The organism is Marivibrio halodurans (assembly GCF_017963645.1).
GTDB classification, from domain to species: Bacteria; Pseudomonadota; Alphaproteobacteria; order UBA8366; family Aestuariispiraceae; genus Marivibrio; species Marivibrio halodurans.
Window position 1 is genome coordinate 97,752 of record NZ_JAGMWN010000004.1, and the last position, 23,800, is coordinate 121,551.

Annotated in this window: 27 protein-coding genes; 25 read left to right on the forward strand and 2 right to left on the reverse strand. The window is 67.9% G+C overall.

The genetic code is table 11. The features are described 5' to 3' along the window. Positions 1 to 6: 6 nt before the first annotated feature. From KAJ83_RS09715 to KAJ83_RS09825, 24 genes are all read left to right on the forward strand, one after another. A complete protein-coding gene (locus KAJ83_RS09715; RefSeq protein WP_210681874.1) occupies positions 7 to 1,284 on the forward strand; it encodes a PBECR2 nuclease fold domain-containing protein in 1,278 nt (425 codons plus the stop codon). 503 nt (positions 1,285 to 1,787) lie between these two features. Next, positions 1,788 to 2,873: a phage protease gene (locus KAJ83_RS09720; RefSeq protein WP_210681875.1), complete on the forward strand. Its 1,086-nt coding sequence runs from the start codon at positions 1,788 to 1,790 to the stop codon at positions 2,871 to 2,873. A 72-nt stretch (positions 2,874 to 2,945) separates the two neighbouring features. Further along, complete coding sequence (locus KAJ83_RS09725) at positions 2,946 to 3,368, forward strand: hypothetical protein (protein ID WP_210681876.1); 423 nt, start codon at positions 2,946 to 2,948, stop codon at positions 3,366 to 3,368. A gap of 58 nt (positions 3,369 to 3,426) precedes the next feature. Continuing rightward, a complete protein-coding gene (locus KAJ83_RS09730) occupies positions 3,427 to 4,320 on the forward strand; it encodes a Mu-like prophage major head subunit gpT family protein (RefSeq protein ID WP_210681877.1) in 894 nt (297 codons plus the stop codon). Between the two features lie 70 nt (positions 4,321 to 4,390). After that, positions 4,391 to 4,687 (forward strand): hypothetical protein, encoded by a 297-nt coding sequence (locus tag KAJ83_RS09735; protein ID WP_210681878.1) that lies wholly within the window; start codon positions 4,391 to 4,393, stop codon positions 4,685 to 4,687. 147 nt (positions 4,688 to 4,834) lie between these two features. Beyond that, on the forward strand, positions 4,835 to 5,047 hold the full coding sequence (locus KAJ83_RS09740; protein WP_210681879.1) for a hypothetical protein: 213 nt from the start codon (positions 4,835 to 4,837) through the stop codon (positions 5,045 to 5,047). Further along, complete coding sequence (locus KAJ83_RS09745; RefSeq protein WP_210681880.1) at positions 5,044 to 5,463, forward strand: gp436 family protein; 420 nt, start codon at positions 5,044 to 5,046, stop codon at positions 5,461 to 5,463. Before KAJ83_RS09740 ends, KAJ83_RS09745 begins: the two co-directional genes overlap by 4 nt. A gap of 2 nt (positions 5,464 to 5,465) precedes the next feature. After that, the gene (locus KAJ83_RS09750) at positions 5,466 to 5,975 is read left to right on the forward strand and encodes a phage virion morphogenesis protein (RefSeq protein WP_210681881.1); all 510 of its coding nucleotides are present in this window, start codon (positions 5,466 to 5,468) and stop codon (positions 5,973 to 5,975) included. Beyond that, a complete protein-coding gene (locus KAJ83_RS09755) occupies positions 5,975 to 6,412 on the forward strand; it encodes a phage tail terminator protein (RefSeq protein WP_210681882.1) in 438 nt (145 codons plus the stop codon). The genes KAJ83_RS09750 and KAJ83_RS09755 overlap by 1 nt, the downstream gene beginning before the upstream one ends. Positions 6,413 to 6,414: 2 nt before the next feature. Further along, a complete protein-coding gene (locus KAJ83_RS09760) occupies positions 6,415 to 6,621 on the forward strand; it encodes a hypothetical protein (RefSeq protein ID WP_210681883.1) in 207 nt (68 codons plus the stop codon). Between the two features lie 5 nt (positions 6,622 to 6,626). Continuing rightward, complete coding sequence (locus tag KAJ83_RS09765) at positions 6,627 to 7,553, forward strand: phage tail tube protein (RefSeq protein WP_210681884.1); 927 nt, start codon at positions 6,627 to 6,629, stop codon at positions 7,551 to 7,553. An 11-nt stretch (positions 7,554 to 7,564) separates the two neighbouring features. Then, complete coding sequence (locus tag KAJ83_RS19290; protein WP_246484462.1) at positions 7,565 to 7,927, forward strand: phage tail assembly chaperone; 363 nt, start codon at positions 7,565 to 7,567, stop codon at positions 7,925 to 7,927. 119 nt (positions 7,928 to 8,046) lie between these two features. Further along, the gene (locus KAJ83_RS19295; protein WP_343221989.1) at positions 8,047 to 8,307 is read left to right on the forward strand and encodes a DUF1799 domain-containing protein; all 261 of its coding nucleotides are present in this window, start codon (positions 8,047 to 8,049) and stop codon (positions 8,305 to 8,307) included. Further along, positions 8,304 to 11,138 carry a tape measure protein gene (locus KAJ83_RS09775; protein WP_210681886.1) on the forward strand — a complete coding sequence of 945 codons (2,835 nt, stop codon included), beginning with the start codon at positions 8,304 to 8,306 and terminating at the stop codon, positions 11,136 to 11,138. The genes KAJ83_RS19295 and KAJ83_RS09775 overlap by 4 nt, the downstream gene beginning before the upstream one ends. Beyond that, the gene (locus KAJ83_RS09780) at positions 11,135 to 11,785 is read left to right on the forward strand and encodes a hypothetical protein (protein WP_210681887.1); all 651 of its coding nucleotides are present in this window, start codon (positions 11,135 to 11,137) and stop codon (positions 11,783 to 11,785) included. Before KAJ83_RS09775 ends, KAJ83_RS09780 begins: the two co-directional genes overlap by 4 nt. Beyond that, positions 11,782 to 12,366, forward strand: a complete 585-nt coding sequence (locus tag KAJ83_RS09785; RefSeq protein WP_210681888.1) for a hypothetical protein — start codon at positions 11,782 to 11,784, stop codon at positions 12,364 to 12,366. The genes KAJ83_RS09780 and KAJ83_RS09785 overlap by 4 nt, the downstream gene beginning before the upstream one ends. Next, a complete protein-coding gene (locus tag KAJ83_RS09790; protein ID WP_210681889.1) occupies positions 12,363 to 12,866 on the forward strand; it encodes a DUF6950 family protein in 504 nt (167 codons plus the stop codon). The genes KAJ83_RS09785 and KAJ83_RS09790 overlap by 4 nt, the downstream gene beginning before the upstream one ends. Further along, complete coding sequence (locus KAJ83_RS09795; RefSeq protein ID WP_210681890.1) at positions 12,866 to 16,480, forward strand: phage tail protein; 3,615 nt, start codon at positions 12,866 to 12,868, stop codon at positions 16,478 to 16,480. The genes KAJ83_RS09790 and KAJ83_RS09795 overlap by 1 nt, the downstream gene beginning before the upstream one ends. A gap of 2 nt (positions 16,481 to 16,482) precedes the next feature. Next, the gene (locus tag KAJ83_RS09800; RefSeq protein WP_210681891.1) at positions 16,483 to 17,136 is read left to right on the forward strand and encodes a phage tail protein; all 654 of its coding nucleotides are present in this window, start codon (positions 16,483 to 16,485) and stop codon (positions 17,134 to 17,136) included. 23 nt (positions 17,137 to 17,159) lie between these two features. Further along, complete coding sequence (locus tag KAJ83_RS09805; protein ID WP_210681892.1) at positions 17,160 to 17,837, forward strand: DUF4376 domain-containing protein; 678 nt, start codon at positions 17,160 to 17,162, stop codon at positions 17,835 to 17,837. Further along, positions 17,837 to 18,031 carry a hypothetical protein gene (locus KAJ83_RS09810; RefSeq protein WP_210681893.1) on the forward strand — a complete coding sequence of 65 codons (195 nt, stop codon included), beginning with the start codon at positions 17,837 to 17,839 and terminating at the stop codon, positions 18,029 to 18,031. The genes KAJ83_RS09805 and KAJ83_RS09810 overlap by 1 nt, the downstream gene beginning before the upstream one ends. Before the next feature lie 93 nt (positions 18,032 to 18,124). Continuing rightward, a complete protein-coding gene (locus KAJ83_RS09815; RefSeq protein WP_210681894.1) occupies positions 18,125 to 18,472 on the forward strand; it encodes a hypothetical protein in 348 nt (115 codons plus the stop codon). 150 nt (positions 18,473 to 18,622) lie between these two features. After that, positions 18,623 to 19,435 (forward strand): DNA adenine methylase, encoded by an 813-nt coding sequence (locus KAJ83_RS09820; RefSeq protein WP_210681895.1) that lies wholly within the window; start codon positions 18,623 to 18,625, stop codon positions 19,433 to 19,435. Positions 19,436 to 19,573: 138 nt separating this feature from the next. Next, on the forward strand, positions 19,574 to 19,936 hold the full coding sequence (locus tag KAJ83_RS09825) for a hypothetical protein (RefSeq protein WP_210681896.1): 363 nt from the start codon (positions 19,574 to 19,576) through the stop codon (positions 19,934 to 19,936). Positions 19,937 to 20,147: 211 nt separating this feature from the next. Here KAJ83_RS09825 and KAJ83_RS09830 read toward each other — a convergent pair whose 3' ends face one another. Next, complete coding sequence (locus KAJ83_RS09830; protein WP_210681897.1) at positions 20,148 to 21,383, reverse strand: PAS domain-containing sensor histidine kinase; 1,236 nt, start codon at positions 21,381 to 21,383, stop codon at positions 20,148 to 20,150. 225 nt (positions 21,384 to 21,608) lie between these two features. Here KAJ83_RS09830 and KAJ83_RS09835 point away from each other — a divergent pair, with 225 nt between their 5' ends. Then, a complete protein-coding gene (locus KAJ83_RS09835; RefSeq protein WP_210681898.1) occupies positions 21,609 to 22,835 on the forward strand; it encodes an MFS transporter in 1,227 nt (408 codons plus the stop codon). On the opposite strand, the gene KAJ83_RS09840 is transcribed toward KAJ83_RS09835, so the two are convergent. Next, on the reverse strand, positions 22,829 to 23,797 hold the full coding sequence (locus tag KAJ83_RS09840; RefSeq protein WP_210681899.1) for a D-2-hydroxyacid dehydrogenase: 969 nt from the start codon (positions 23,795 to 23,797) through the stop codon (positions 22,829 to 22,831). The two genes, KAJ83_RS09835 and KAJ83_RS09840, sit on opposite strands and share 7 nt — an antisense overlap. Positions 23,798 to 23,800 lie beyond the last annotated feature (3 nt).

A 23,800-nucleotide genomic window follows, 5' to 3' on the forward strand; every position in this document is an offset into this window, starting at 1 on the left:
AATTCCATGGCCGATGACGGCATAAGCCTGGACATCCTGCCGCGCGCCGTCCCGTTCAGCGAGGCGATCGACTATCTGCGCGGCAAGGTGGATGTCCCCAGCCGTGCCTGGACGGACCTGAAGGAGAAGGCCCACGCGCGCGCCTTCACCGTCGCCGGCGCGACGACGATGGATCTGGTCTCTGACTTCCACGCGGCCGTGACGCGCGCGATCGAGGATGGCACCACACGGGAAGAGTTCCGCAAGGACTTCGACCGGATCGTCGCGGCGCATGGCTGGAGCTACAACGGCGGTCGTGGTTGGCGCTCTGCGGTCATTTACAACACCAATTTGCGCATGGCGCAGTCGGCCGGACGTTGGGCTCAGGCGCGGCGGCTGGCGGATGCCGAGAACGCGCGCGGTCGTACGGTCTATATCCGATACTCGGCAGTGCTCGATTCCCGGACCCGGCCGCAGCATCGGGCCTGGCACGACATCATACTTCCGATAGACCATCCGTTCTGGCGAAGCCATACGCCGCCCAATGGCTGGAACTGCCGTTGCACGATTCAGATTTTGACGGAACGTGGATTGCGCCGGCGTGGACTGGTGCCGACGGCCGACGCGGACATTCCCTCGACGACGCCCGAACCGCGCCAGGTCAACACACCTTACGGAACGGAGAACTGGCCGACGCCGACCGGCATCGACACCGGCTTCGGCTACAATCCAGGCGATGCTTGGCTGCGCGGTGGCACGCCCATGCCGTTGGACGAGCCGCTACCGCGCTTCGGTCCAGCGATTGTCGGCGATGCTCCGCCGCCGCCGGCCCCCCGACCGTTCCCGGAGAGCCGCATGTTGCCGGCGGATTTAGACGAGGCCGAGTATGTCGATCGTTTCCTGAATGAGTTCGGCGGCGCACGCGACCACGCCGTCGGCTTTCGCGACGCCGGCGGGCATCTCATAGGGATCAGCGACGATCTCTTCATCGATCGACGACAATCGTTACCGGGCGCGCCTGTTTATAAGGCGACCAAGTTCGGCCGGGCGCGCTATCTTCTGGCCTTGGCCGATGCGCTCAAGGCTCCTGACGAGATATGGCTTGATTGGGCCGAGGTGAACGGCGCGCCGTCATTACGACGGCGCTATATCCGACATCTTGAATTGCCGGGCCGGGCCGGTCTGGTCGCCGCGTTTGAATGGACCACGCAAGGCTGGGCTGGGCGGACGATCTTTGCCGCAGATACGACCAGCTACATTGAGGGCCAGCGGCAGGGCCAGCTTCTTTACCGACGCGAAGAGTGACGCCCAAAAGAAAACGGCGCCGGGGTGTCCCGCCGCCGTCAGGAAGCCGCCTACGATGCCGACACCAGCTCGAACTGCACTTCCACTCGTAATATAGGCTCGATTCTGCCGGATCGCAACGTGCGACGGAGGGGCCTCTCAGAGCGCCGTCAGCCTGCGCTGGTATCCCACAACCCGTCCACCCGGCCACAAACGGTCCGACAAGGCCTCTCACGGCCTCTTATCGGCTCTCACCGGGCGCTCAGGCGTCGGGACATCGATCGCCCCAGCGCGCCTGACTGGTTGGGCTCATCCCAAATGGGAATCCTCCTTTATGGACTCCAACGCGTCATCGGGATAGCGTCTGGCCTTCCAAGGCTCGGGCATTCCAACGCCCTCACTTCGCCCCCCGGAATCGTTTCCCCCTAAAAGACAGTAGCCGCTGTCCATAGTCTGACCTTGCAATCGCCGCCGATGGCATAGCCGGAGGCGGCAGTCCGTCTAACGGTCGAGGTCAGATACCCGTGGACACCGAAGTCGCCCTTCTTTCCCTGCAACTGCCCGCCGACGCGAACACCGCGCCGGAGTGGATACAGCTGCTGCCGGCCGGCCGGATTGTCGGTGCGGATGGGCGCGGTTGGACGGTCGACGATATGGACGCGCTCATCGCGCAATCCATGAAGGCCGGCCGCGATCTGCCGATCGACTATGACCATCAAATCGACCTCGCGGCCGTCGAAGGCGTAGGCGGGCGCGCGCCGGCGGCGGGCTGGATCTCCGAGCTGCATAACCGCGACGGCGCACTGTGGGGACGTGTCAACTGGACCGATCGTGGCGGCCAGGCAATCGCGTCTCGCGAATATCGATACATCTCGCCCGCCTTCCTTTTCCGCGAGAAGGATGGCCGCGTGAGCCAGGTGCTGCGCGCCTCGCTCACCAACAATCCGAATTTGGACATGAAAGCGCTCAATGCGCGGCGCGACGACAAGGGGAACAAGACGATGGATATCCTCGCTCAGCTGATCGCCGCCCTCGGTCTCGACGAGAATACCGACGAGGCCAAGGCACTTCAGCACGTCAGGGGTTTGGCCGCGAAGGCGGAGGAGGCGGCCGCGCTGGCCACCGTGCTGACCAAGCTCAACGGCGCTGCGGTCGATACCAAGGCGCTGATGGCGGCTGAGTCCGAGGCCAAGCGTGACGCTGCCGCAGACACGGTCGTCACCGCGCTGCAGGCGAAGCTGGCGCGCGGCAAGGATGGTGGCGATGGAAGCGACACAGTCACGGCGCTCAACAAGACTGTCATGGCGCTGCAGAGCGAGGTGAACGCCCTGCGCTCGCAGCAGGCCCGAGGCGTGGCCGAGGGTGCGGTCGACCATGCGATCAAGGCCGGGAAGTTGACGCCGGCCACGCGCGATTGGGCGCTCAACTACGCAGCCCAGGATCCGGCCGGCTTCGCGGCATTCGTGAAGGCGCAGCCGACGATCCTCAACGCCAGCAAGACCACCCAGACGATCGAACCGCCGAAGGGCGAGAGCGGCCTGACCGAGGATGAAATGGCCGTTTGCGCGGCCCTCGGGGTCACGCCGGAGGAGTTCAAGAAGCAGGCCTAATACTCCGTCGCCGGGCGCCCACGCCACCGTGGGCAAGCCGACAGCGCGATCGATGATCAGGAGACTTGAGAGATGACCGCCCTTTCGAACGACCGCAACACGCCCATGCTCGCTGACGGCATTAAGGAGTACCCGGTCGCCGCCTCGACGATCTGCTACGCGGGCGGTCTCGCCGTCCTCAACGCCGGCGTCATCGAACCCGCCACCACCGACACCGGCCTTGTCGCGGTCGGCCGGTTCGAGGGGCGTTACGACAATTCGAACGGCAGCGCCGGCGATATCAAGGCGAAGGTTCGCCAGGGCGTCTTCCGTTGGGCTAACAGCGCGGGTGGGGACGAGATCACGGCCGCCGATATCGGCGCGCTCGCCTACATCGTCGATGATCAGACCGTCGCCAAGACCGACGATACCGGCAGCCGTTCCGCCGCCGGCCGGATCGAGGATATCGACGCGAACGGCGTCTGGGTCCGAACCGACTTCACCGCGATCAGCTAAACCGCCCCGACAAGGGCGCCCGAGGGTGTGGACGCCCTTCTAACCTGGAGATCGATCGATGCGGATCACCGCCCAAAATCTCGAAAGCCTGCGACGCGGGTTTAACGCGGCCTTCCAGCGTGGCCTCGGCCAAGCGGCGCCGCAGTCCGATATGGTGGCCACGACCGTGACATCCACCACGAGCGAGAATGTCTACGGCTGGCTCGGCAAGGTGCCGAGCGTGCGGGAGTGGATCGGCCCGCGCGTCGTTCAGAACATCGCCGAGCACGACTACGCGATCAAAAACAAGCCCTGGGAACTGACGATCGGCGTCGACAAGGATGACATCGAGGACGACAACCTCGGCATCTACCCGCCGCTGTTCGAAGAAATGGGTCGCTCCACTCAGGCGCACAAGGAGACGCTCGTCTTCGATCTTCTGAAAGCCGGCTTCACGACGCCGTGCTATGACGGACAGAACTACTTCGACACGGACCATCCGGTTCTCGATGCCGACGGCAACGAGATTTCGGTGGCCAATACCGACGGCGGATCCGGCTCGCCCTGGTTCCTGATCGACGACAGCCGCTCGCTGAAGCCGATCATCTTTCAGAGCCGCCGAGCCTTCGAGTTCGTCGCCAAGGACCGTCCGACCGATGACAACGTCTTCGATCTGAAGGAATTCCGCTACGGCGTCGACGGGCGCAACAATGTCGGCTTCGGCTTCTGGCAGTTCGCCTGGGGCTCCAAGCAGGATCTGACAGCATCGACCTACGCGACCGGTCGTGCCGCCTTGTTGGGCATGAAGGGCGATTACGGTCGCCCGCTCGGCATCATGCCGAAGGCGCTGGTCGTGGGGCCGTCGCTGGAAGGCAAGGCGAACGAGATCCTCAACGCCGAGCGTGACACCAGCGGCGCCACCAACGTCTGGAAGGGCACGGCCAAGGTCGTTGTCGTTCCCTGGCTGGCCTGACCGGCCACCTAATCAGCCGGTAGTGCCCGCTAGCTGAAGCCCCCTTTAGATGAAGAACGAGGAAACCGACATGAGCCAGAAGTCCCGCCCGGCGATCGAGGTGCGCGCGTTCGGCGAAGCCGGTCGCCGCCGCGCCGGTCGACGTTTCACCGCCAATTGGAGCGATCCGATCCCTCTCGACGAGCTTTCCGAGGCCGATCGCGAAGCGATCGAGGGTGACCCGAACCTCGCCGTCCGCGAGGTGACCCTCAAGAGCGCCAAGGAAGAAAAGCTCGAGGGCGACAATACCGGCGAGCCCCAGAGCGGGGGCGGCAAGAACCCGGCCGGCAAGCAGCCCGGCGGCAAGGCGCCGCCCGCCAAGGAATAACCCGAGAGCCGGCGCTGGAGGGGCCGTGGCCGCGCGGAGCCGCGAGAACACCCGAGCCATCGCACGACCCGAAGTCCCGCCGGGGCGCGCCGCGCAGCCCCCGGTGGGCATGTGGTTCAGGATCAGGACAAGGATCGGATAGACGTCATGTGTATCGAGGAGACGATCGACCGTCTGTCGCTGCCGCCGGCGCTGCGTGATCTGCAGCGCGCGGCCGTGGCGCTGGCGCGCGAGATCGACCGGCTTCCGGCCGGGTCCGACCGCGCGGTCGCGCAGACGCTGCTGCTCGATATCCTCTCGCGCCTCGGCTACCGGCCCGATGCCTGCGCCGCGCTCACGCTCGAGGAACTGGTCGGATGAGCTACGCGACCCAGCAGGATATGATCGACCGCTTCGGCGAGGGTGAGTTGCTGGCGCTGGCCGACCGGGATGGCGACGGCACGATCGACGCGGCCATGGTCGAGCGCGCGCTCGCCGACGCTGCCGGTCTGATCGACAGCTATATCGGCGCGCGCTACGCGCTGCCGCTTGTCGCCGTGCCCTCGCAGCTCACCTCGGCCGCCTGCGACGTCGCGCGGTGGCGGCTCTATACCGACGCGCCGCATGAGCGGGTCGAGAGCGCCTACAAGGCTGCCGTCGCCTGGCTTAAGGATATCCAGGCCGGCCGCGCGGATCTCGACGCCGACGGTATCGAGCCGGCGGCCGACAGCGCCGGCGCGCCGGTCCACCAGGCCGCGCCGCGTGTGTTCTGCGCCCAGACCTTGAAGGACTACTAGGGATGGCCGGCGTATCCGCGCGCATCGACGTGACGACCGACGAGCTCCGGCCCGTGCTCGCCGGGCTGATCGCCGCCGGCGAGGATCTGTCCCCTGCCATGGACGCGATCGGCGTCGAGATGGTGGCCAGCACGCTGGACCGCTTCGAGCGGGAGGCCGGACCGGACGGCACGCCTTGGCAAAAATCCGCGCGCGCCGAGGCCGACGGCGGCAAGACGCTGACCCACTATGGACACCTGCGCGGATCGCTCACGCATCTGTTCGGTCCGGACTCGACCGAGTGGGGGTCCAATCTGATTTACGCGGCCATCCATCAGGAAGGTGGGACGATCACGGCATCGAGTGCCGACGCGCTGCGCTTTCAACTGCCGGACGGCGGCTTCGCGACAGTGCAGTCGGTCACCATGCCGGCCCGCCCCTATCTCGGCCTCGACGACGGCGACGAGGCGGACATCCTCGATATCCTCGCCGATCACTTCGGCGACGCGGCCGTCGGCGGGAGGATGCACTGATGTTGGCAGACGCGGAAGCCCATCTCGAATCCGGCCTGGGGCCGAGCGGGAACGGCGCGCTCAAGAGCGTCGACGGCGCGGTGAGTTTCCAGGCGCTGGCGGCCAAGCCGCCGCAGGGGCACCAGTTGCCGGCGGCTTTCGTGATCCCGGTGAGCGAGCGCGGCCAGGAGATGCGGGCGATCGGCGCCGTCCGGCAGCGGGTCGCGACGCGCTTCGGCGTGGTGCTGGCGCTCGGCGGGCGGAACAACCCGCGCGGCGACGGCCTGTCGGCCGAGCTCGACGATCTCACGGCGGCGATCAAGGACCGGTTTCGAGGCTGGCAGGCGACCGCGCATCACGAGGAGACCGAGTTCCGGCAAGGGCGCGCGACGGCCTTCCAGCGGGGCGTCGTCTATTACCTCCTCGAATTCGAGACGGCGGTGCAGGAGGGCGAGTGACGATGGCGCGCAAGACCGACGACAAGGCCGCCGGGCGCGGCGGCCGGTACGAGATCCGCGACGGCGCGCGGGTGCGTGTCGCGCGGACGCGGGCGCCGGGCGCGCCGGCCGCAGATCCGTTCGGACCGCCGACGCGCCCGACCAAGCCGCGCGGCAATGCCGCCGGCATGCCACGCGGCGGTGACGCCGACAGCAACAAGGAGGGCTGACAGCCATGGCGCTCAAGTTCCGCCGGCGGGCCGTGCTCGCCAAGATCGAGGACACCTACGGCACCGATGCCGAGCCGACCGGCGCGGCGAATGCGATCCAGCTCTCCGACGTGACGCTCAACCCGATGGAGGGCGAGGAGGTCGAGCGTAACCTGGTCGGTCGCTCGATCGGCGAGCAAGGCAAGCTGCTGGTGGGCCTGCACACGGTGCTCGAGGCCAGCGTCGAACTGGCCGGCTCCGGTACCGCCGGCGACGCGCCGGCCTACGGCCCGTTGCTCCGGGCCTGCGGCTTCTCGGAGACGATCGACGCCGGCGTCGAGGTCGTCTACGCGCCGGTGTCGGCCGACGAGGAGGCGGCGTCGATCTACTTCAACCTGGACGGCCAGCGGTTCGTCATGCTGGGGGCACGCGGCACGACCAGCTTCAGCGTCTCCGCGCGCGGCCTGCCGAGGATCAGCGTCCGCATGACCGGCCTTTGGTCCGAGCCGTCGGCCGGCGCCTATCCGACCGGCGACTTCTCCGCCTTCGTCAAGCCGTTGCCGGTCAGCAAGGCGAACACGACCTTCGCGCTGCACGGCTTCGCGGCCGTGATGCACAGCCTGGAGGTCGCGCAGAACAACGAGATCGCCCATCGCGACCTGGTCAACGAGGAGTCGGTGATCATCACCGATCGCGGCTTCGCCGGCACGGCCGTCATCGACATGCCGCCGTTGGCCACGAAGAACTTCTTCGCCATCGCGAAGTCCGAGGCGCTGGCCGCGCTGCAGCTGGTGCATGGCACGACCGGCGGCAATATCGCGCAGATCGACGCGGCGAAGGTGCAGATCGGCCGGCCGACCGTCGGCGAGGCCCAGGGCGTCGCCACCTTGAGCCTGCCGATTTGGCTCACGCCCGATGCCGGCGACGACGATTTCACGCTCACGGTCAAGTAAGGAGCCGATCCATGGCCAAATTCATCCTCGCCGACGAGCCGACCTTCAAATGGCCCGTGGACATTCGGGTGCCGGGCACCAACGGCGCCTTCCAGACCCTGCGCATCACCTGCCGCTTCAAGGTGTTGCCGCTCGATCATTTCGAGCGGAAGGCCGACCAGGAAGCCAGCGTCGACGACACCAACAAGGATTTCCTGCGCGACGCCTTGATCGGCTGGGACGAGGGGGACGTGTCCAACGAGGATGGCCAGCCGGTCCCCTTCAACGCGGACACCCGCGATCAGCTTCTGAATATCCCCTACGCGCTCCGCGACATCTTCGCGGCCTATCGCGAGGCGGTCTTTCGGGGCGAAAAGGCCAAGCGGGGAAACTGAGGGCCGCCGCCGGCGCTTGGGCGGGCGCGCGCCAAGGCGGTGGCGGCGGGCCGGACCTGGCGGTCGAGGATCTGATCGCGTTCGGCCTGGATCCGGTCGATGCCGAGCGGATCGGCCGGATCGAGGATGTCGACGACGACGCGGTCGAGATCTGGCCGGAACACGAGGCGGTGGTGCGGCTGTTCCTCGCGCTCTCGACGCAATGGCGCGTCGGCGGCATGGCGGGCGCGCCGCTCGGCATCGACTACGCGTCGATCGAGACGACCGGCCGGTTGCTCGGTATCGAGGTGACGCCGGCGGTGTTCGAGGATCTCCGGGTCATGGAAGCGGAGGCACGTGACGTGCTGCTACGTCGCATCGAGGAGGCCGCGAACCGATGAGCGATATCACCTTCGGCGTCACACTGCGCGCCGATGGCTCCGGCCTGGTCGGCGAGTTCCGGGCGACGGAAAAGGCCACGCGCGATCTGCGCGAGGCGATCGATACCGCCGGCGCCAGCGCCGAGCGGTCCGGCCGCGCGCTGGGCGAGCACGGCGCGCGCGCCAAACGCGCGGCGAAATCGCAGCGCCTGATGGCGTTCGAGAACCGTCGTGCCTCCTCGGCCGCGCGCGCCTTGACGAGTTCGCTGGCCGCGACCGACCAACGCCTCAACGAGATCAATGCCGCCGCCGAGCGCGCGGCCCGAGGCCTCGACCGCTTCGCCGACCGGAGCGCGCGCGCGGACCGGAGCGCGCGGGCCGCAGCCGGCGGAATGATCGGTCTGCGCGGTGCGATTGCCGGCGTCGGCCTCGGCTTCGCCGCGCTCGAGGCGCGCCGGTTGACCGGCGAGTTCTTCGGTTTGTCGGACGCCGCGACGCGCACGGCGAGCCAGTTGCGCAACGTGACGGAAAGCGAGGATCAACTGGCCGCGACCGAGGCGCGGCTGTTCGACCTCGCGCAGGATACACGAAACCAGTACGAGGCGACCGTGCAGCTCTACGCGCGGGTCGCGCGCTCGAGCGATCGCCTCGGCGTCAGCCAGCGGGAACTGTTCGAGATCACGGAGGCCACGAACAAGGCGATCCAGATCTCCGGCGCCAGCGCGACGGAGGCGCAGGCCGGTGTGATCCAGTTCGCCCAGGGGCTCGCGTCGGGCGAGCTACGCGGCGAGGAGCTGCGCAGCGTGATGGAGCAGCTTCCCCGCCTCGCCGAGGCGCTGGTCGACGGGATCGACGGCGTGGACGATGTCGGCGGGCTGCGCGATCTGGCGGAGGCCGGGCAGCTCACCACGGACAAGGTGCTGCCGGCCTTGCTCGGCCAACTGCCGAAACTCCGCGAGGAGTTCGAGAACATCGAACGCACGAGCGAGCAGGCGGCGACGCAGCTGAACAACGAGTTCCTGCGCGCCGCCGGCATCATCGACGATGCAGAGGGGGCGACATCCAGCCTCGGCGACGCGCTGGACGAGATCCGCGAGACGGTCGCGCAGCCCGAATTCCGCGCGGGAATCGGAGAGCTGGTCGGTCTGATCACCGCCCTCGTCGAGGGCGGGGCGACGGCGGTCTCATGGCTGGGCGCGATCAACAAGGAGATCAGCGACCTGACGGACGGCGATCTTTCGCTGACCTCGTCCAGCCTTGATCTCTTCCGCATGGTTTTCGGCGAGACCGAGGGCGACGTCATTCGCGCGGTCGAGCGGATCCGCGCGCAGAAGGACATCTTGGCCGGGCTTGTCGAGAGCCGGGAGATGCTGGCGGCGCAAGGCGTCGAGCAGATGGTCATCGACGATCTGGACCGGCAGATCGCCGACAAGCGCGCGCAGGTGCGCGGCCTGATCGGCGACCTGAAGGATATGGGTGGCACGCTGCCGAGCCAGGACTACTCGTTCGAGGATGATCGCGCCGCCCGCCGCCCGCCGTCGACGACGACCGTGCCGGCGCGTGCCGGCCGGTCGGCGATCAGTGACGATGTCCGCGAGGAGATCGACGCCATTCAGGACGACACGGCGGCGCTTCGCGCATTGACGCAGGCTTATGGCGAGGGCGAGGAGGCCGTGCGCCAGGCCGAGATCGCGCACGAGGCGATGAACATAATCCGCAAGGCAGGCACCGACCTCACGCGCGAGGAGGGTGAGGCGGTCGCGCGCGCGGCCTTCGCCTACGCGGAGGCGAAGGCCGCGCTCGACGATGCGAAGACATCCCATCGCGACCAGCAGCGCGCGGCGGAAGATGCAGCCGAAGCGCACGAGGCCGCAATCGAGGAAATCCGCCGCGCGGGCTTGGCCCTCGCCGATCCCTACCGCCGCGCCGTGGCCGAGGCCGACGCCTGGCGAACGGAAGCGCTGGCCGGCCTCAATGAGGCGGAGAAGGGCTACAAGGCATTCGCCGACGAGGTCGAGCGAATCCACACGATGCAATTGGTCGAGGCGCAGAAGGTACATCTCGAGCATAGCCGCGAGTGGAGCGACGGCGTCGAACGCAGCCTGCGCGACTATTCGGACGAGGCATCCAACGCCGCTCTCAACGCCGAGCGCGTAACGACGAACGCGCTATCCGGCATGGAGGACGCACTTGTCTCGTGGTCCCGCACGGGCAAACTCTCCGCGCGCGATATGGTCAATTCCATGTTGGCCGACTTGGCACGGCTGCAGGTCCGTCAGAACATCACCTCACCGCTGGCCAATGAGCTTTCCGGTGGGCTTGCATCAGCGCTGGGCGACGAGATCGGTTCGTGGTTCTCCGCCACGCCGGCGGCATCGCCGACGGCGGTCGCGGGCGCGCAGAACGTCACGTCCTACAATACTCCCGTCACCGCGCCCGCCTATCACACCGGCGGCGATATCGGCCGGCCCGGTCAATTGACGCGACGCGTCGCCGCCTCCGCCTTTGTCGGCGCGCCGCGCTATCATACCGGCGGCGATATCGGCCTGGCGCCGGACGAGCGGGCGGTGATCGCGCGGACGGGAGAGAAGATCTTCACGCCCGAGCAGTTGACGAACGGCGAGCGGCTTTTCCGGACCGCGATGGCGGAGCGCCGCGCGCCGTCGGCGGGCACGATCGCGATCACCAACAATTACGACTTCCGGGGCGCCGACGCCGATGCCGTCCCGCGCCTGCAGGCGCTGGCCGAGACGATCCGGCGCAAGTCCGTCGAGGACGCGACCGCCGCAGTCCGCGGGCTGGCCCGGCAGGGCGGCCGCTACGCGGACGATCTCTCGCGGGGGATGCGATGACGCTGCCGGTCTTTCCCGTAAATGTCGGCATCGAGGAGGTCGGCGACTTCGACCTCCTGCACCGCACCGAACATTTTCCGTCCAGCCTGACCTCGGCCGAGCGGATACGCGGCGATCTCACCCCGCGTTGGACCGTGGCGCTTCGCCTGGGCGCGATGACGGAATCCGAGTGGCGGCGGTGGTCCGCCTTCGTGGTCGGTCTCGCGGGCGCCAGCGGCCTGATGTACTACACCCCGACCCACGCCGCGCGGCCGCAGTTCGGCCTGCCCGGCGGCCTGCCCGGCGGCACGCCCGTCGTCGCCGGCGCCGGCCAGCTCGGCCGCAGCCTGATCACCACCGGCTGGCCTGCCGGCCAGACGGTGCTGCATGCCGGCGATTTCTTCTGCTTCGACAATCTGTCCGGTATCCGCGAATTGAAGCTCTTGACGGCCGACGCATCAAGCGATGGCGCGGGCGCCGCGACGCTCGCCTTCGCGCCGCCGATCCGCCGGGCGCCCGCCGACGGCGCGGCGATCGTGATCGACGGCCCGTCCTGCGCCATGCGCGCGATCGACGACAAGCAGGGCGCGCTGACGATCACGCGCAATCGCAAGATCGGCCGGGCGAGCTTTCACCTGATCGAGAGCTTCGTGGGAGCGGCCTCATGAGGACATTCACCCCAGCCCAGCAAGCCGCGATCGCGGGCGGCGTGGCGCGTTGGGCGCATCTGGCGCGGCTCACGTTCCGCAACGCCACGCTCTATCTCAACGACCAGGATCTCGGCTTCTCGATCTTCTGGGACGATACCGGCGGCGGCGAGGAGAACGAGTTTATCGGCGTCGGCGGCCTGGCCGCCGCGTCCGGCGTCGAGGAATCGACGGAGCTCAAGGAGCATTCGATCGTCCTCGAGCTTTCCGGCATCCGCGACGAGGATATCGCGCTCGTCCTGACCGAACAGGTGCAAGGCCAACGCGTCATGATCTGGCGCGCGCTCTTCGATGCCGATCATCGGGTGATCGGCCCGCCCTTCGTGCGCTTCGTCGGGCGGATGGATACGCTCTCCCTCGTCCGCGACGACAGCGGGCGTCAGATCGGCCAGTTGCGCGTCACCAACCGGCTTGCCGACTGGACGCGCGCTGCGCCGGTCCGGTTCAACGATCAGAATCACCAAAGCCGCCATCCGGGCGACCGCTTCTTCGAACTGGCCGAGGAAACGGCCGAGACCGAGGTGATCTGGGGACGCGGATGACCGAAACCACCCTCCCGATCCCGAACGGCGCGCTGCCGGCACTTCGCCGCCTGGCGGACTGGGAGGTCCGCCTCGCCGCCTGCTTCCGTCGCTGCGCGCGCGAACGCTTCGGCTGGGGCTCTTTCGACTGCCTGATCCTGCCGGCGGATTGCATCCTGGCGATGACGGATATCGACCCGATGGCGCGCTGGCGCGGCCGCTATGCGTCGCGGCGGGAAGCCGACGCCCTGCTCGCCGATCTCGCGCCGGAGGTCGCGCCGGTGGCGCGTCTGGCGCATGTGGTCGGCGCGGTGTTGGCCGCGCATGGCGCGCACGCGATATCCCCGCGCCATGCCGGCCATGGCGACATCGCCCTCGTCGATTGGCCGGATGCGGAGCGCGACGGCGCGATCGCCCCGCATTGCGGTGTTGTCGGGGGCGCGCACATCCTGCTGCCGGCGCGCGTCGGGCTGGCGGTCGTCCCGGCCGACCGCGCGCGCCATGCCTGGAGGATCGGCTGATGCCCCAGGCCGCCCTCGCCGCCGTCGGCGCCGCCGCCGCCAGTGCCGCCGGCGCCGCGATCGCCGGATCGACGATCGTCTGGGGTGCCGTCCTGGCGCAGGCCGCGATCGCCGGCGTCCTGGCGCAGGCCTCGTCCATGTTGTTCAAGCCGGACACGCCGTCGTCCGCGACACCCTTCGCGGCCGAGACCCAGGATCGCAAATACGCCGTGCGCTCCCCCACCACGCCCGGCCGCCTGATCTATGGGCGCATGCGTCTGTCCGGCATGTTGCCGCTGCTCAAATCGACCGGATCCAGCAACCGGCACCTGCACATGGTCGTGGCCTTGAGCCATCGCCCGGTCACCCGCATCGGCGAGGTCTTCTACAATCAGGAGGCCGCCTCCGCCGCCCGGTTCGTCGGCGTCGCGCGGCTCAAGACCTATGACGGCACGCAAGGGACCGCCGACCCGGATCTCGTCGCGGAAATCCCCGAATGGACATCGGCCCATGTCGGCCGGGGCGTGCCGTACGTCTACACGCGCCTGACCTACGACCAATCGGTCTGGCTCTCTGGCATCCCCAATATCAGCGCGATCACGCAAGGCCACGCGCTCTACGATCCCCGCCATTCCGGCGTCGCCATCGTCGCGTCCTACGCGGGCACGCCGGGTCTGTTCGCGACGGCGAGCGCCCATGGCCTCGGCGTCGGCGCGCCGGTCTGGATCGGCGGCCACGCCGGATCGACGCCGATAATCAAGAAGGCCTATTGGATCGGGTCCGTGCCGTCGGCATCCAGTTTCACGTTGGTCGACGACGACGACAAGCCGGTCGCGCTCGCCGCCGGCGGCGCCGGCGGCACGGTGACCGGGATGTACTGGAGCGATAACGCGGCGCTCTGCACCCTCGACTACATGCTCTCGCTTGACGGCGTCGATTGCGATCCGGATTGGGAGATCGATTGGGCGAGCTGGATCGCGGCGGCGAACCGCGCGGACGAGTGGAAGCCGATCCCCGGCCCGCAGATCGCCGTCGCGCTGGAAAGCGGCACGCTGACCGCGCAGGCGATCATGGGCTGGACCAACCAGGAGACCCAGGTCTACTCGCAGAATTTGGGTGAATACGTGACGCGCACGGAGCCGATTTATTCCGTGACCGGCTATGATTGGCTGCTGCAGGCCGGAAGCGACATGATCCTGGAGACCGGCGACGCCGTCTTCATCAGCAGCGGCTCCGCGCCGGCGCCCCTCGTGCCGCACGGCACCTATTACGTGCTGCGCCGGGGCGACCGGAAGTTCGGGCTGGCGAGCACCCGCAATAACGCGCTCGCCGCCCAGCCGATCACCATCACGGGCGGCGGCGGCTGCACGATCCTCGCGCTCGATAGGTTCCGGCCGTCCAAGCCGCTGGGCGGCGCGCACGGCCAATTCGTGACCGTCACATCGACCGGCGATTTGCCCTGGCCTCTCGTCGATGGTGGCGGGTTCCTGATCCCGTCGGACATAACCGACGGTTTCCAGCTGGCCGTCGATACGGATCACGCGCATGCGGGCTATCCGATGATGCTGTCTGGGCCTGGTACCGGCCAGCTTTACGCCGCCCGCACAGGTCAACGTCGCTACACATGCAACGGCGTCGTCGAGCTCGGCCCGAGCCGCGAGGACAATCTCGAGCGCCTACTCAGCAGTTGCAACGGAGAGATCACCTGGTCCGAGCGCGGCTTCCGCGTCCACGTCGGCGGGCCGGACGCGCCGGTCATGACGATCGACGAGGACGCGCTGGCCGCCGGCGGCTTCAGCATCGACACCGCGCCGACCGTCTCCGACCTCTATAATGTCGCGCGCGGCGTCTTCGCGGGTCCGGCCACGCGCTACGAGGGCACGGATTATCCGGAGGTCAGCGACCCGGCCTGGATCGCCCAGGACGGCGAGCCGCTGGTCGTCAGCAAGGATCTGCCCTTCACCAACGACGACATGATGGCGCAACGCGTCCTGCGCGTGATGATGGCCGTCATGCACCAAGGGCTCTCCGTGCAGATGCCCTTCGACCAATCGGTCATGGCGCTCGAGGTCAATGATGTCGTCGCGCTCGACATGCCGCGTTTCGGCTGGGATGCGAAACCCTTCCGCGTTCGCCGCGTGGAGGACGGCGCGTCCGGCAATTCCGCGATCCGTATCTCCTTCCGCGAGGAAGCGGCCGAGGCCTGGGAGGTCGGGCCGGAGCAGATGGTCGCCCGCGACTATGCCCCCAACACGCGCCTGCCGCCGCCCATGGCCGCCGTCGCGCCGCCCACGATCGGCACGATCGACAGCGGCGACGACCACCTGCTGGTCATGGCGGACGGCACGATGACGACGCGCATCCACGTGCCGCTCACGCCGCCGGCCGACGGCTATGTCACGTCGGGCGGCACGATGACCGTGCGCTGGCGCAAGGCGACGGCGGCGGGCAGCGGCCCTTGGGCGTCGGTGCTGGTCGAGGGCTCGGCCGATCATGCCTATATCTCCGGCGTCGAGGATCTGGCGACCTACGAGATCCAGGCGCGGGCCGCCAATGGCTATGGCGTCAGGTCCGACTGGAGCCCGCATATCTTCCACGTCGCGGTCGGCAAGACCGCGCCGCCGCCGGACGTGCCGCGCCTGTTCCGCGAGGGCGACCGCGCTGTCTGGCCCTATCCGTCGCCGCCGAAGGACTTCGCGGGCTTCCGCGTCCGCACGCTGGCCGGCAAGACGCGCAACTGGGCGCAGGCCGTGGATTGGCCGAGCGACGGCGCCCTGCTGAGCGCGCGCGAGATCGACCTCGGCGGCGTCGGCACCGGCGTGCAGACAATCATGGTCAAGGCCGTGGATACGACCGGCAACCTCTCGCGCGGCGCGGCGGTGCTGACCATCGGCCTCGGCGATTACGGCCCGGAAAACCTCCTCTTCACCCAGGACGAGGCCGCCGCCGGCTTTCCCGGCGCGATCGAGGGCGCCACGATCGACGACGGCGATCTCGTCGCCGACGATACGGGCGATCTCTACCTTCCCGCCGACGACGCGCTCTATCTGCCGCAGATCGCCGAGGACTACCTGCCGCTCACCTACCGCGCGGCCAGCTATCGGTTCGGGTTCGTGCCGGAGCAGGCCGATGTCCCCGCCACGATCTTCATCCTGGCCGACATCGACGGCGAGGGCTGGCGCGTCGAATATCGCCGCGCGGGCGACGGCGGCCTCTATCTCGGACCCGAGCGGGAGGCCTATCTCGGGGCGGACGACGCCCCCTATCTCGGCGGGCCGAGCGATTGGCGGCCGGTCGCCTCCAGCGTCTCGGCTGGCCGTGAACGCCTCGATTTCCGTGTCACGCTGGATGCCGGCGCGCGCCAGGGCAGGATATCCGCGCTCAGCGCCAATATAGACGTGCCCGACATCCTGGAGAGCTTCGAGGATCTGGTGATCGCGGCCGCCGGCACGCGCGTGCCGATCACCAAGAGCTACCGGGCCATCAAGGCGATCGGCGAGATCTCGCTGCAGGACGACGGCTACGACGCCACCAATGTCGTCGTGCTCGACCTCGACCCGGACCTCGGGCCGATGCTTAAGGCCGTCGGCGCCGCGCAGGCGACGATCGATATCAACGACATGAAGGGATACTGACCATGCCCGACACGCTTTTGCCCGCGGCCGCCTACTTCTCGGATCCGGCCCGCACGAACGGCCAGGCCAAGCAGGCCCAGGACGATATGCTCGCCTATCTGCGGGAGCGCTTCGGGAATACGGACGGGACCCTCATGGTCGCCCGGCCGGTCGATTTCGGCGGCCAGAACTTGAGCAACAGTCCGGATCTCCTGCCGCGCGGTGCAATCGTGATGATGGCGACGAGCACGCTGCCGTCGGGTTTCCTTAAATGCAACGGCGCGGCGGTCGGCCGGGCCGCTTATGCCGCCCTGTTCGGGGTCATCAATACCTTCTGGGGCGCCGGCGACGGATCGACCACCTTCAACGTACCCGATCTGCGCGGGGAATTTCTGCGGGCCTGGGACGACGGGCGAGGCGTGGATTCGGGCCGCACGTTCGGGTCCCACCAATTCGACGCCCTCCAGAACTTCTCGGGCTGGATACGCTCGGCCTGGACCGGCGGCGGCTCGATCGACGGCGCCTTCACCGGCTATGGCTCATCGACGAACAACAAGCCGGGAACCGGCGGAGGCCCAACCTTCGACATCGCCTTCTCGCCCGGCCCCGGCGGCGCGCGCGTCGCCACGGAAACCCGCCCGCGAAACTACTCGCTCTTGACCTGCATCAAGTACTGAGGAGAGCTACTGAGGAGAGCACCATGACCACGAAAACCGTCTATCAGACCGACGCCGACGGCTACTTGCTCGCCCCGCTGGTCCTCGATGCCAGCGACCGCGACCCGATGGAGCCGGCGCGTTGGTTACTGCCCGCCGGCGCGGTCGAGGAGGCGCCGCCAGAGCCTCAATCCGGTGCCATCGCGCGCTGGACCGGCTCGGCCTGGGAGCAGATCGAGGATCATCGCGGCGAGACCGTCTATGATCAGGAGACCGGCGCCGCGAGCACGATCCTCGCGCCCGGCCCCTTGCCGGCCGGGGTGGCGGCCACGCCGCCGGAACCGACGCTGCAAGAGCGCTGCGACGCCGTCGACGCGCTGCGCGACAGCAAGATCGCCGGTGGCTTCACCTTCGGCGGCACCGCGTTCCAGACCGACCCGAACAGCGTGAAGCGGATCGCCGGCACCGCCAGCGCCGCGCATATCGCGATCACCCTGGACGGAGCGGAGGCCGGTGACTTGCGCTGGGCCGATCCGGACAGCGATTTCGTCTGGATCGCGACGGACAACAGTCTTGTGGAGATGGACGCGCCGACCGCGATCGCCTTCGGGAAAGCCTATCTGGCGTTCGAGCGGCGCCTCGTCTTCGCCGCCAGCGCCATCAAGGCGCGCCTCCGCGACGGCGAGGATTTCGATATCGAGACGGCGGCGGAGTGGCCGTGATGGCACGATACCGCAGCAGATTCGATGTCCGCGACCGCGTGACGATCGACGGCGATGCATCGATCGCCGCCACGGTCGTGGCGGTCACTTTCTGCGCCGGCCGCGCCCCGATCTATCGGGTCGAGTGGATGGTCAACGGATCGCTCGAGTCCGTCTCGCTCGATGAATTCCGGCTGGAAAAGGTGGGCGCATGAACGAGCATTCGCGCACGGTCGCCTGGTTGATCGCGCTGGCCGCGCTGGAGATCGTCCAGTGGTCGATTATCCTCGGGCAATAGGATGGATGGCATGACGGCGGCCGACCCCGGACCCTACGGCCGAATAGGCTGTATCGTCCCCAACTGCCGCCGCACCTACAAGCGGCGGAATCCGATCGAGGGGCAGGTTATCTGCGGCCGGTGCTTCAAGAGCGTCGAGCCGCGCTACCGGGGCGCATTTCGCGAGGGCTGGAGGGGATATCGGCGCGCCAATACCAAGAAGCTCAAGGCCGCGCTGATGCGCGCGGCCGGGGGCGATCGCCGCCGTGTCGTCCTGGCCCGCCAGGTCATCGAGGCCGCCTATATCGCCCAGATCAACACCGCCTTCCGCCGCCTCGTCGCCGAGGCCACGATCCTGCGCGCGATGGGGGTGGGATGAATTCTCTCCGCTTGAATAAGGCGGGGGCCGGGGCGTTGCACCGCCCCGAGCCGAGGGGCCGCAACCCCTCACTTAGGCCGGCCCAGCTAACGGCCGGCGGTCGCCCCGCACGCTGGCACCAGCGCGGGGGAAGTCTGAAAGTACACAATCATGGAGTCGACCAATTTCGATGGTGCGGCCGTCGATCCCGTCCGTCCGCTGGCCGCGTGGGTCGGTGGTAAGCGTAATCTCGCCAAGCGTCTCACCGCCTTGATCGATGGGATGGAAGGCGTCGATATCTACGCCGAACCGTTCGTGGGCATGGGAGGGATATTCCTGCGCCGCCGCCGCCGGCCGCGCGCGGAGGCGATCAACGACCTTAACCGCGACGTCGCCACTCTCTTCAGGATCGTGCAGCGGCACTATCAGCCGTTCGTCGAGATGATCCGCTGGAAGCTCGCCACCCGATCCGACTTCGAGCGGCTGGTGCGGACGGATCCGGAGACGCTGACCGACCTGGAGCGCGCCGCGCGCTTCCTCTATCTGGCGCGCACGAGCTTTGGCGGCCGTGTTGCCAGGCCCACCTTCGGCATATCGCCCTCGACGCCGTCGCGCTTCGACGTCACCAAGATCGTCCCCATGCTCGAGGACGTGCACGCACGGCTCGCCCCGGTGACGATCGAGTGCCTGCCCTATGCCGATTTCATTCGCCGCTACGACCGGCCGGGCACGCTCTTCTACCTCGACCCGCCCTATTGGGCGTGCGAGGGAGACTACGGCCCCGGCCTCTTCGAGCGCGCCGACTTCGAGCGCCTCGAGAGCCTTCTGAGAGGCCTCTCAGGGCGCTTTGTGATGTCGCTCAACGATGTGCCCGAGGTTCGCGAGATGTTCGGCGCGTACCGGGTCGAGGCCGTGGAGACCACCTACTCGGCGCGGCACGGCGCGAGGAAGCCGGCGGGCGAGGTGATTATTCAAGGGCCTTGATTACCGCTGTTCATCCAGGCCGGCCGTTTTGACATTGCCGGTCGATGCCGGCCTGGTGCACGCTCAGAGATGGTCCTCGAAGGGTGCCCGAAGCGACCTCCGTCAGCATTCGGAGTCCGGTAACAAGGGGAGGTGACGATGCAGGTGATGACCCGACAGAACGCCAAGGTGGCGCTCATTGTCGTGGTGTTGGTTGGCGGATACCTCTACATGAACCGCGCGGATGATCGCGCGAAGGTCGCTGCGGCCAATCGAACGCATATCGACAAATCCTATGCGATGACGGTCTGCGAGGAAGAAGCGCGCCGGAAGGCGGCGTGGCCAGAAACCGTCGATTTTTCCCTTGTTCGCGATCTGCGGATCCGGACCCACGACAACGGCCGAACCACGATCACCTCGACCTTCACGGCCACGAACGCTTACGGCGTCCCGTCGCGGCACGGCATTCGGTGCCTCTTCGACCGCGACGCGCTCATCGAATCCACCCTCTTCCCCGCATGACCATTCTGCTGCAATTTCAAATGTCGGTGACTGCAGATTCAAATGGCGCGCTACACCAAGAACGACACCGGGGGGAGAGGGACGGGGGGGAGAGGGACGGGAGAGGGGGAATGCTGTCCGAACGCTATTCGACGGTCCCGTATCCGTCCCTATCGCGGCCTATCGGTGGGTGTCTTCTTCGGACCCTCCCGGTCCGGAGTCCGTTTCCGGCCTAACGCCCCTTCTGCTCCGCCGCGCGCATGCGATGCGGAGGAAAATCGACGGCGACGGCCAGCCCCCCCTCACGCGAGGGGGAAAGCGAGAATGTCGCATCATGCAGTTCCGCCAGGGATTTCGCGATCGCGAGTCCGAGGCCGCTTCCCCCCCACGTGGTGGCCGGCCCCGTGCTCTCCACCGGCTCCGAGCGGAGCGAGGTGCCGCTACCCTGCTCGAACGGTTTCACGATCCGGTCCATATCCTCCGGCGCGACACCGATGCCATTGTCGCTGACGCACACCCTGCACCCGCCATCGGGCAGGCGGGACACCGAAAGCTCCACGACACCGTCGGGCGGCGTGAATTTCAATGCGTTCGAGATCAAATTGACGAAAATCTGGCGCAAGCGACGTGCGTCGCCGCGCACCACCGGCGCCACCTCCGCCACCAAACGGCAAACCGCCATGTCGCCCACCTCCGACGGTGAGCGCAAAAGGCGCATGCACCCCGCCAGTTCCGCCGCGAGATCGACCGGCTCCTCCTCCAGAACGAGCTTTCCAGCCTCGACCTTGGCAATATCGAGGATATCGTTGATCAACGCATGCAGGTGAGACCCCGCGAAATGCACCGCGTCCGCATAGGCGCGCATTCGCTCGTCCTCCGGTCCGAGGTCGGCGGCCCCCGCGAGCAGTTCCGAAAAACCGAGGATCGAATTCAGCGGCGTGCGCAGATCGTGGCTCATCCGCGCCAGGAAGTCGGATTTGGCGAGATTGGCGCGTTCCGCCAAGTCCTTGGCGTAGGCCATATCGACCTCGGCCTGCTTGAGATCGCTGACATCCGCCTGGACGCTGACGAAACCGCCCCCCGGAATGGCACGATCCGTGGTCTTCAACCAACGGCCGTCGCGCAAACGAACGGTGAAGGAGCCCTCCAATGTTCGGCGATATTCCGCCTTGCGGTCCAGATAGGCCTCATCGCTGCCATATTCATCGCCGACGACGACATTGCCCCGCGCGACATCGATCCGGCCAAGGTCGCGAAAATGCACGCCGGGGCGCGCTTCCTCGGCGCTATAGCCGTAAATCTCCCGAAATCGGCGGTTACAGTAGATCAGGAGGCCATCCTTGTCATAGATGACAAAGGCCTCACCCAGAACATCGAGCGCCGCCGCGATCTCCGGTGCCAACATGGCACCATCGCCATCCAAGGCGTCGCCGGACGCCCCGGCACCATCCCCCGCGTCGGACTTCATGCCGGCCAAGGATCCCCGATATCCATTCGCGCGCACCGGTCGATCACATCGGCGAGGCGCGCACCATCCCACCTCTTACCCCTATCTAGCCCCGGATCGCGACGGAGAACAAGGGTGGGGGGCGTGACGATTTTCGAACGATGAACTTATTCCCCGATCCTTCCGTCGGGCCTGACGCACTTCGCGCTGGCGCGGTGGCGCCGGCCGTGCTAGCGGCGAGCCACCATGCATATGTCCCCGCCGCCTTTTCGCCCCCGCTACGAACTGCCCGCCGTGATCGCCACCGTCTGCGGCTTCGCCTTCTCGGCCGGGCTGCTCTATCCGACGGTGGCGCTGATGCTGGAGGCGCGCGGCGTGGCGGAGGACATGATCGGCCTGAATACCGCGATGGTCGGTTGCGGCGTCATGGTCAGTGCCGGGCTTCTGCCGCGTCTGACCGAACGCCATGGCGGTTGGCCGATGCTGTTCGTCGGCGCGGGCGGTGCGATCCTGGTTCTGGCGGCGATGAGCCTTGCCTACGAATACTGGGCCTGGCTGGCGCTGCGTTTCCTGCTCGGTATCTTCATCAACGGCCTCTATGTGATCGGCGAGGCCTGGGTGAACGCCATCGCGGGCGAGGAGAAGCGCGGGCGCACGATCGCGATTTACACCACCGTCATGGGGGCCGCCTTCGCGGCCGGTCCGGCGCTGGTCCCCGTCGTCGGGATCGCGGATTCGACCCCCTTCTATCTGGTGATGGTGGTTATCGCCGCCTCGGTCGCGCCGGTGCTGGGCTTCCGGCGCATCGATCCCCTGCGGGGCGAGACCGCGCGGGGCGGCGCCAGCCAGGCGCGTTTCGGGCCGGTGCTGCGTGGGGCCGCCGTCATGCTGGCGGCCGTGCTCGCCTTCGGGCTGATGGACGGCACGACGCTCGGCCTGATGCCGATCTACGCGCTCGCCCTCGGGCTGGAGGGGGAGGCCGCCTCCTGGCCCTTGACGGTGATGGTCGCCGGCTCGGTCGCGCTGCAATATCCGATGGGCTGGCTCGCCGATCGCTGGGGGCCGCGCCAGGTGCTGCCGGCCTGCGCGGCGGTCTGCGCGGCGGGCGGGTTCCTATTGCCCGCCCTGGAGCCGAACAGCCTGCCCTTCTTCGCGACGCTGGTGATCTGGGGCGGGGCCTGCTTCGCGATCTTCACCGTCAGCCTGATGCTGGTCGGTCGCCGCTTCCGCGGCCCCGCGCTGTCCACCGCGAGCGCGGCGCTGACCATGTTGTGGGGCTTGGGGGCGGTCGTCGGGCCCTGGGGTATCGGCGCCGCGATGAAGGCATCGGGGCCGCACGCCATGCCGATCCTGCTGGCCGTCGTCTTCGTGATCCTGACCGTGGGGGCGCTGCTCTTCCGCGCCCATCTGCCGACCAAGGCGGAGGCGCGCGCGACCCACCGGGCCGCGGGCCACGCCGACGCCGCTCAGTAACCGCGCGCCGGATCGACCACGTTACGCGCCGCGCGACCGGCCAGCGCATCCGCCAGATTGTCGCGGAACGCGATCGCCATCCGCCGGTACCAGTCCGACACCAGATCGGCGATATGCGGGGTGACGACGACAGTGTCGAACGACCAGAGCGGCGAGGATTCCGGCAGCGGCTCCTCCGCGAAGACGTCGAGGACGGCGCTACCGATCCGGCCGTCACGCAGTGCATCGATCAGCGCGCCCTCATCCACCACCGGCCCGCGCGCGGCGTTGAGAAAATGGACGCCCGGCTTCATCGCCGCGAAGACGGACGCATCGACCAGCCCCCGGCTTCCCGCCGTCAGCGCGGCATGGACGGCGACGAAATCGCACCCCGTCACCGCCTCCGCCACCCGGTCGGCGCCGAAGACCTGGGAGACATGTTCCGTCGGCGCGGGATTGGCGCGCACGCCGACGACCTCCAGCCCGAGAGCCGAGGCGCGGCGCGCGACCTCCCGTCCGACATGGCCCAGACCGACGACGCACAGCCGCTTGCCCGCGATGCCGGTCCAGGTGCGCTCCACCCAGCGCTTGGCCCGCGTATCGGCCATGAAACCGACGAAACCGACATTCATCATCTGCAGGGCGGCGGCGACATATTCACCGAGGAAGGCCGCATTGACCCCGGCGGCGTTGGTGACCCGCTTCTCCGCCGGGTTCCAGGGCATGAGGTGATCGATACCCGCGCCGCCGTTCGCGAACCAGCGCACGCTTTCGAAATCGAGCACATGCTTGAGCGACGCCTTGTCGATATCGCCGGAACAGATGCCAAGCGCCACGGTCGGGCGGAATTCCGCCAGCGTGGGTGCGATATCCGCCCGCCGCTCCACGAAGCGCACGGGCAGATCGTCCGGCAGCCCTTCGGCGAAGATGTCGCGAAGCGCCGCCGCGTCCTCGTAGAGCACCAGGAGGCGTTCCGTCGTCATTCC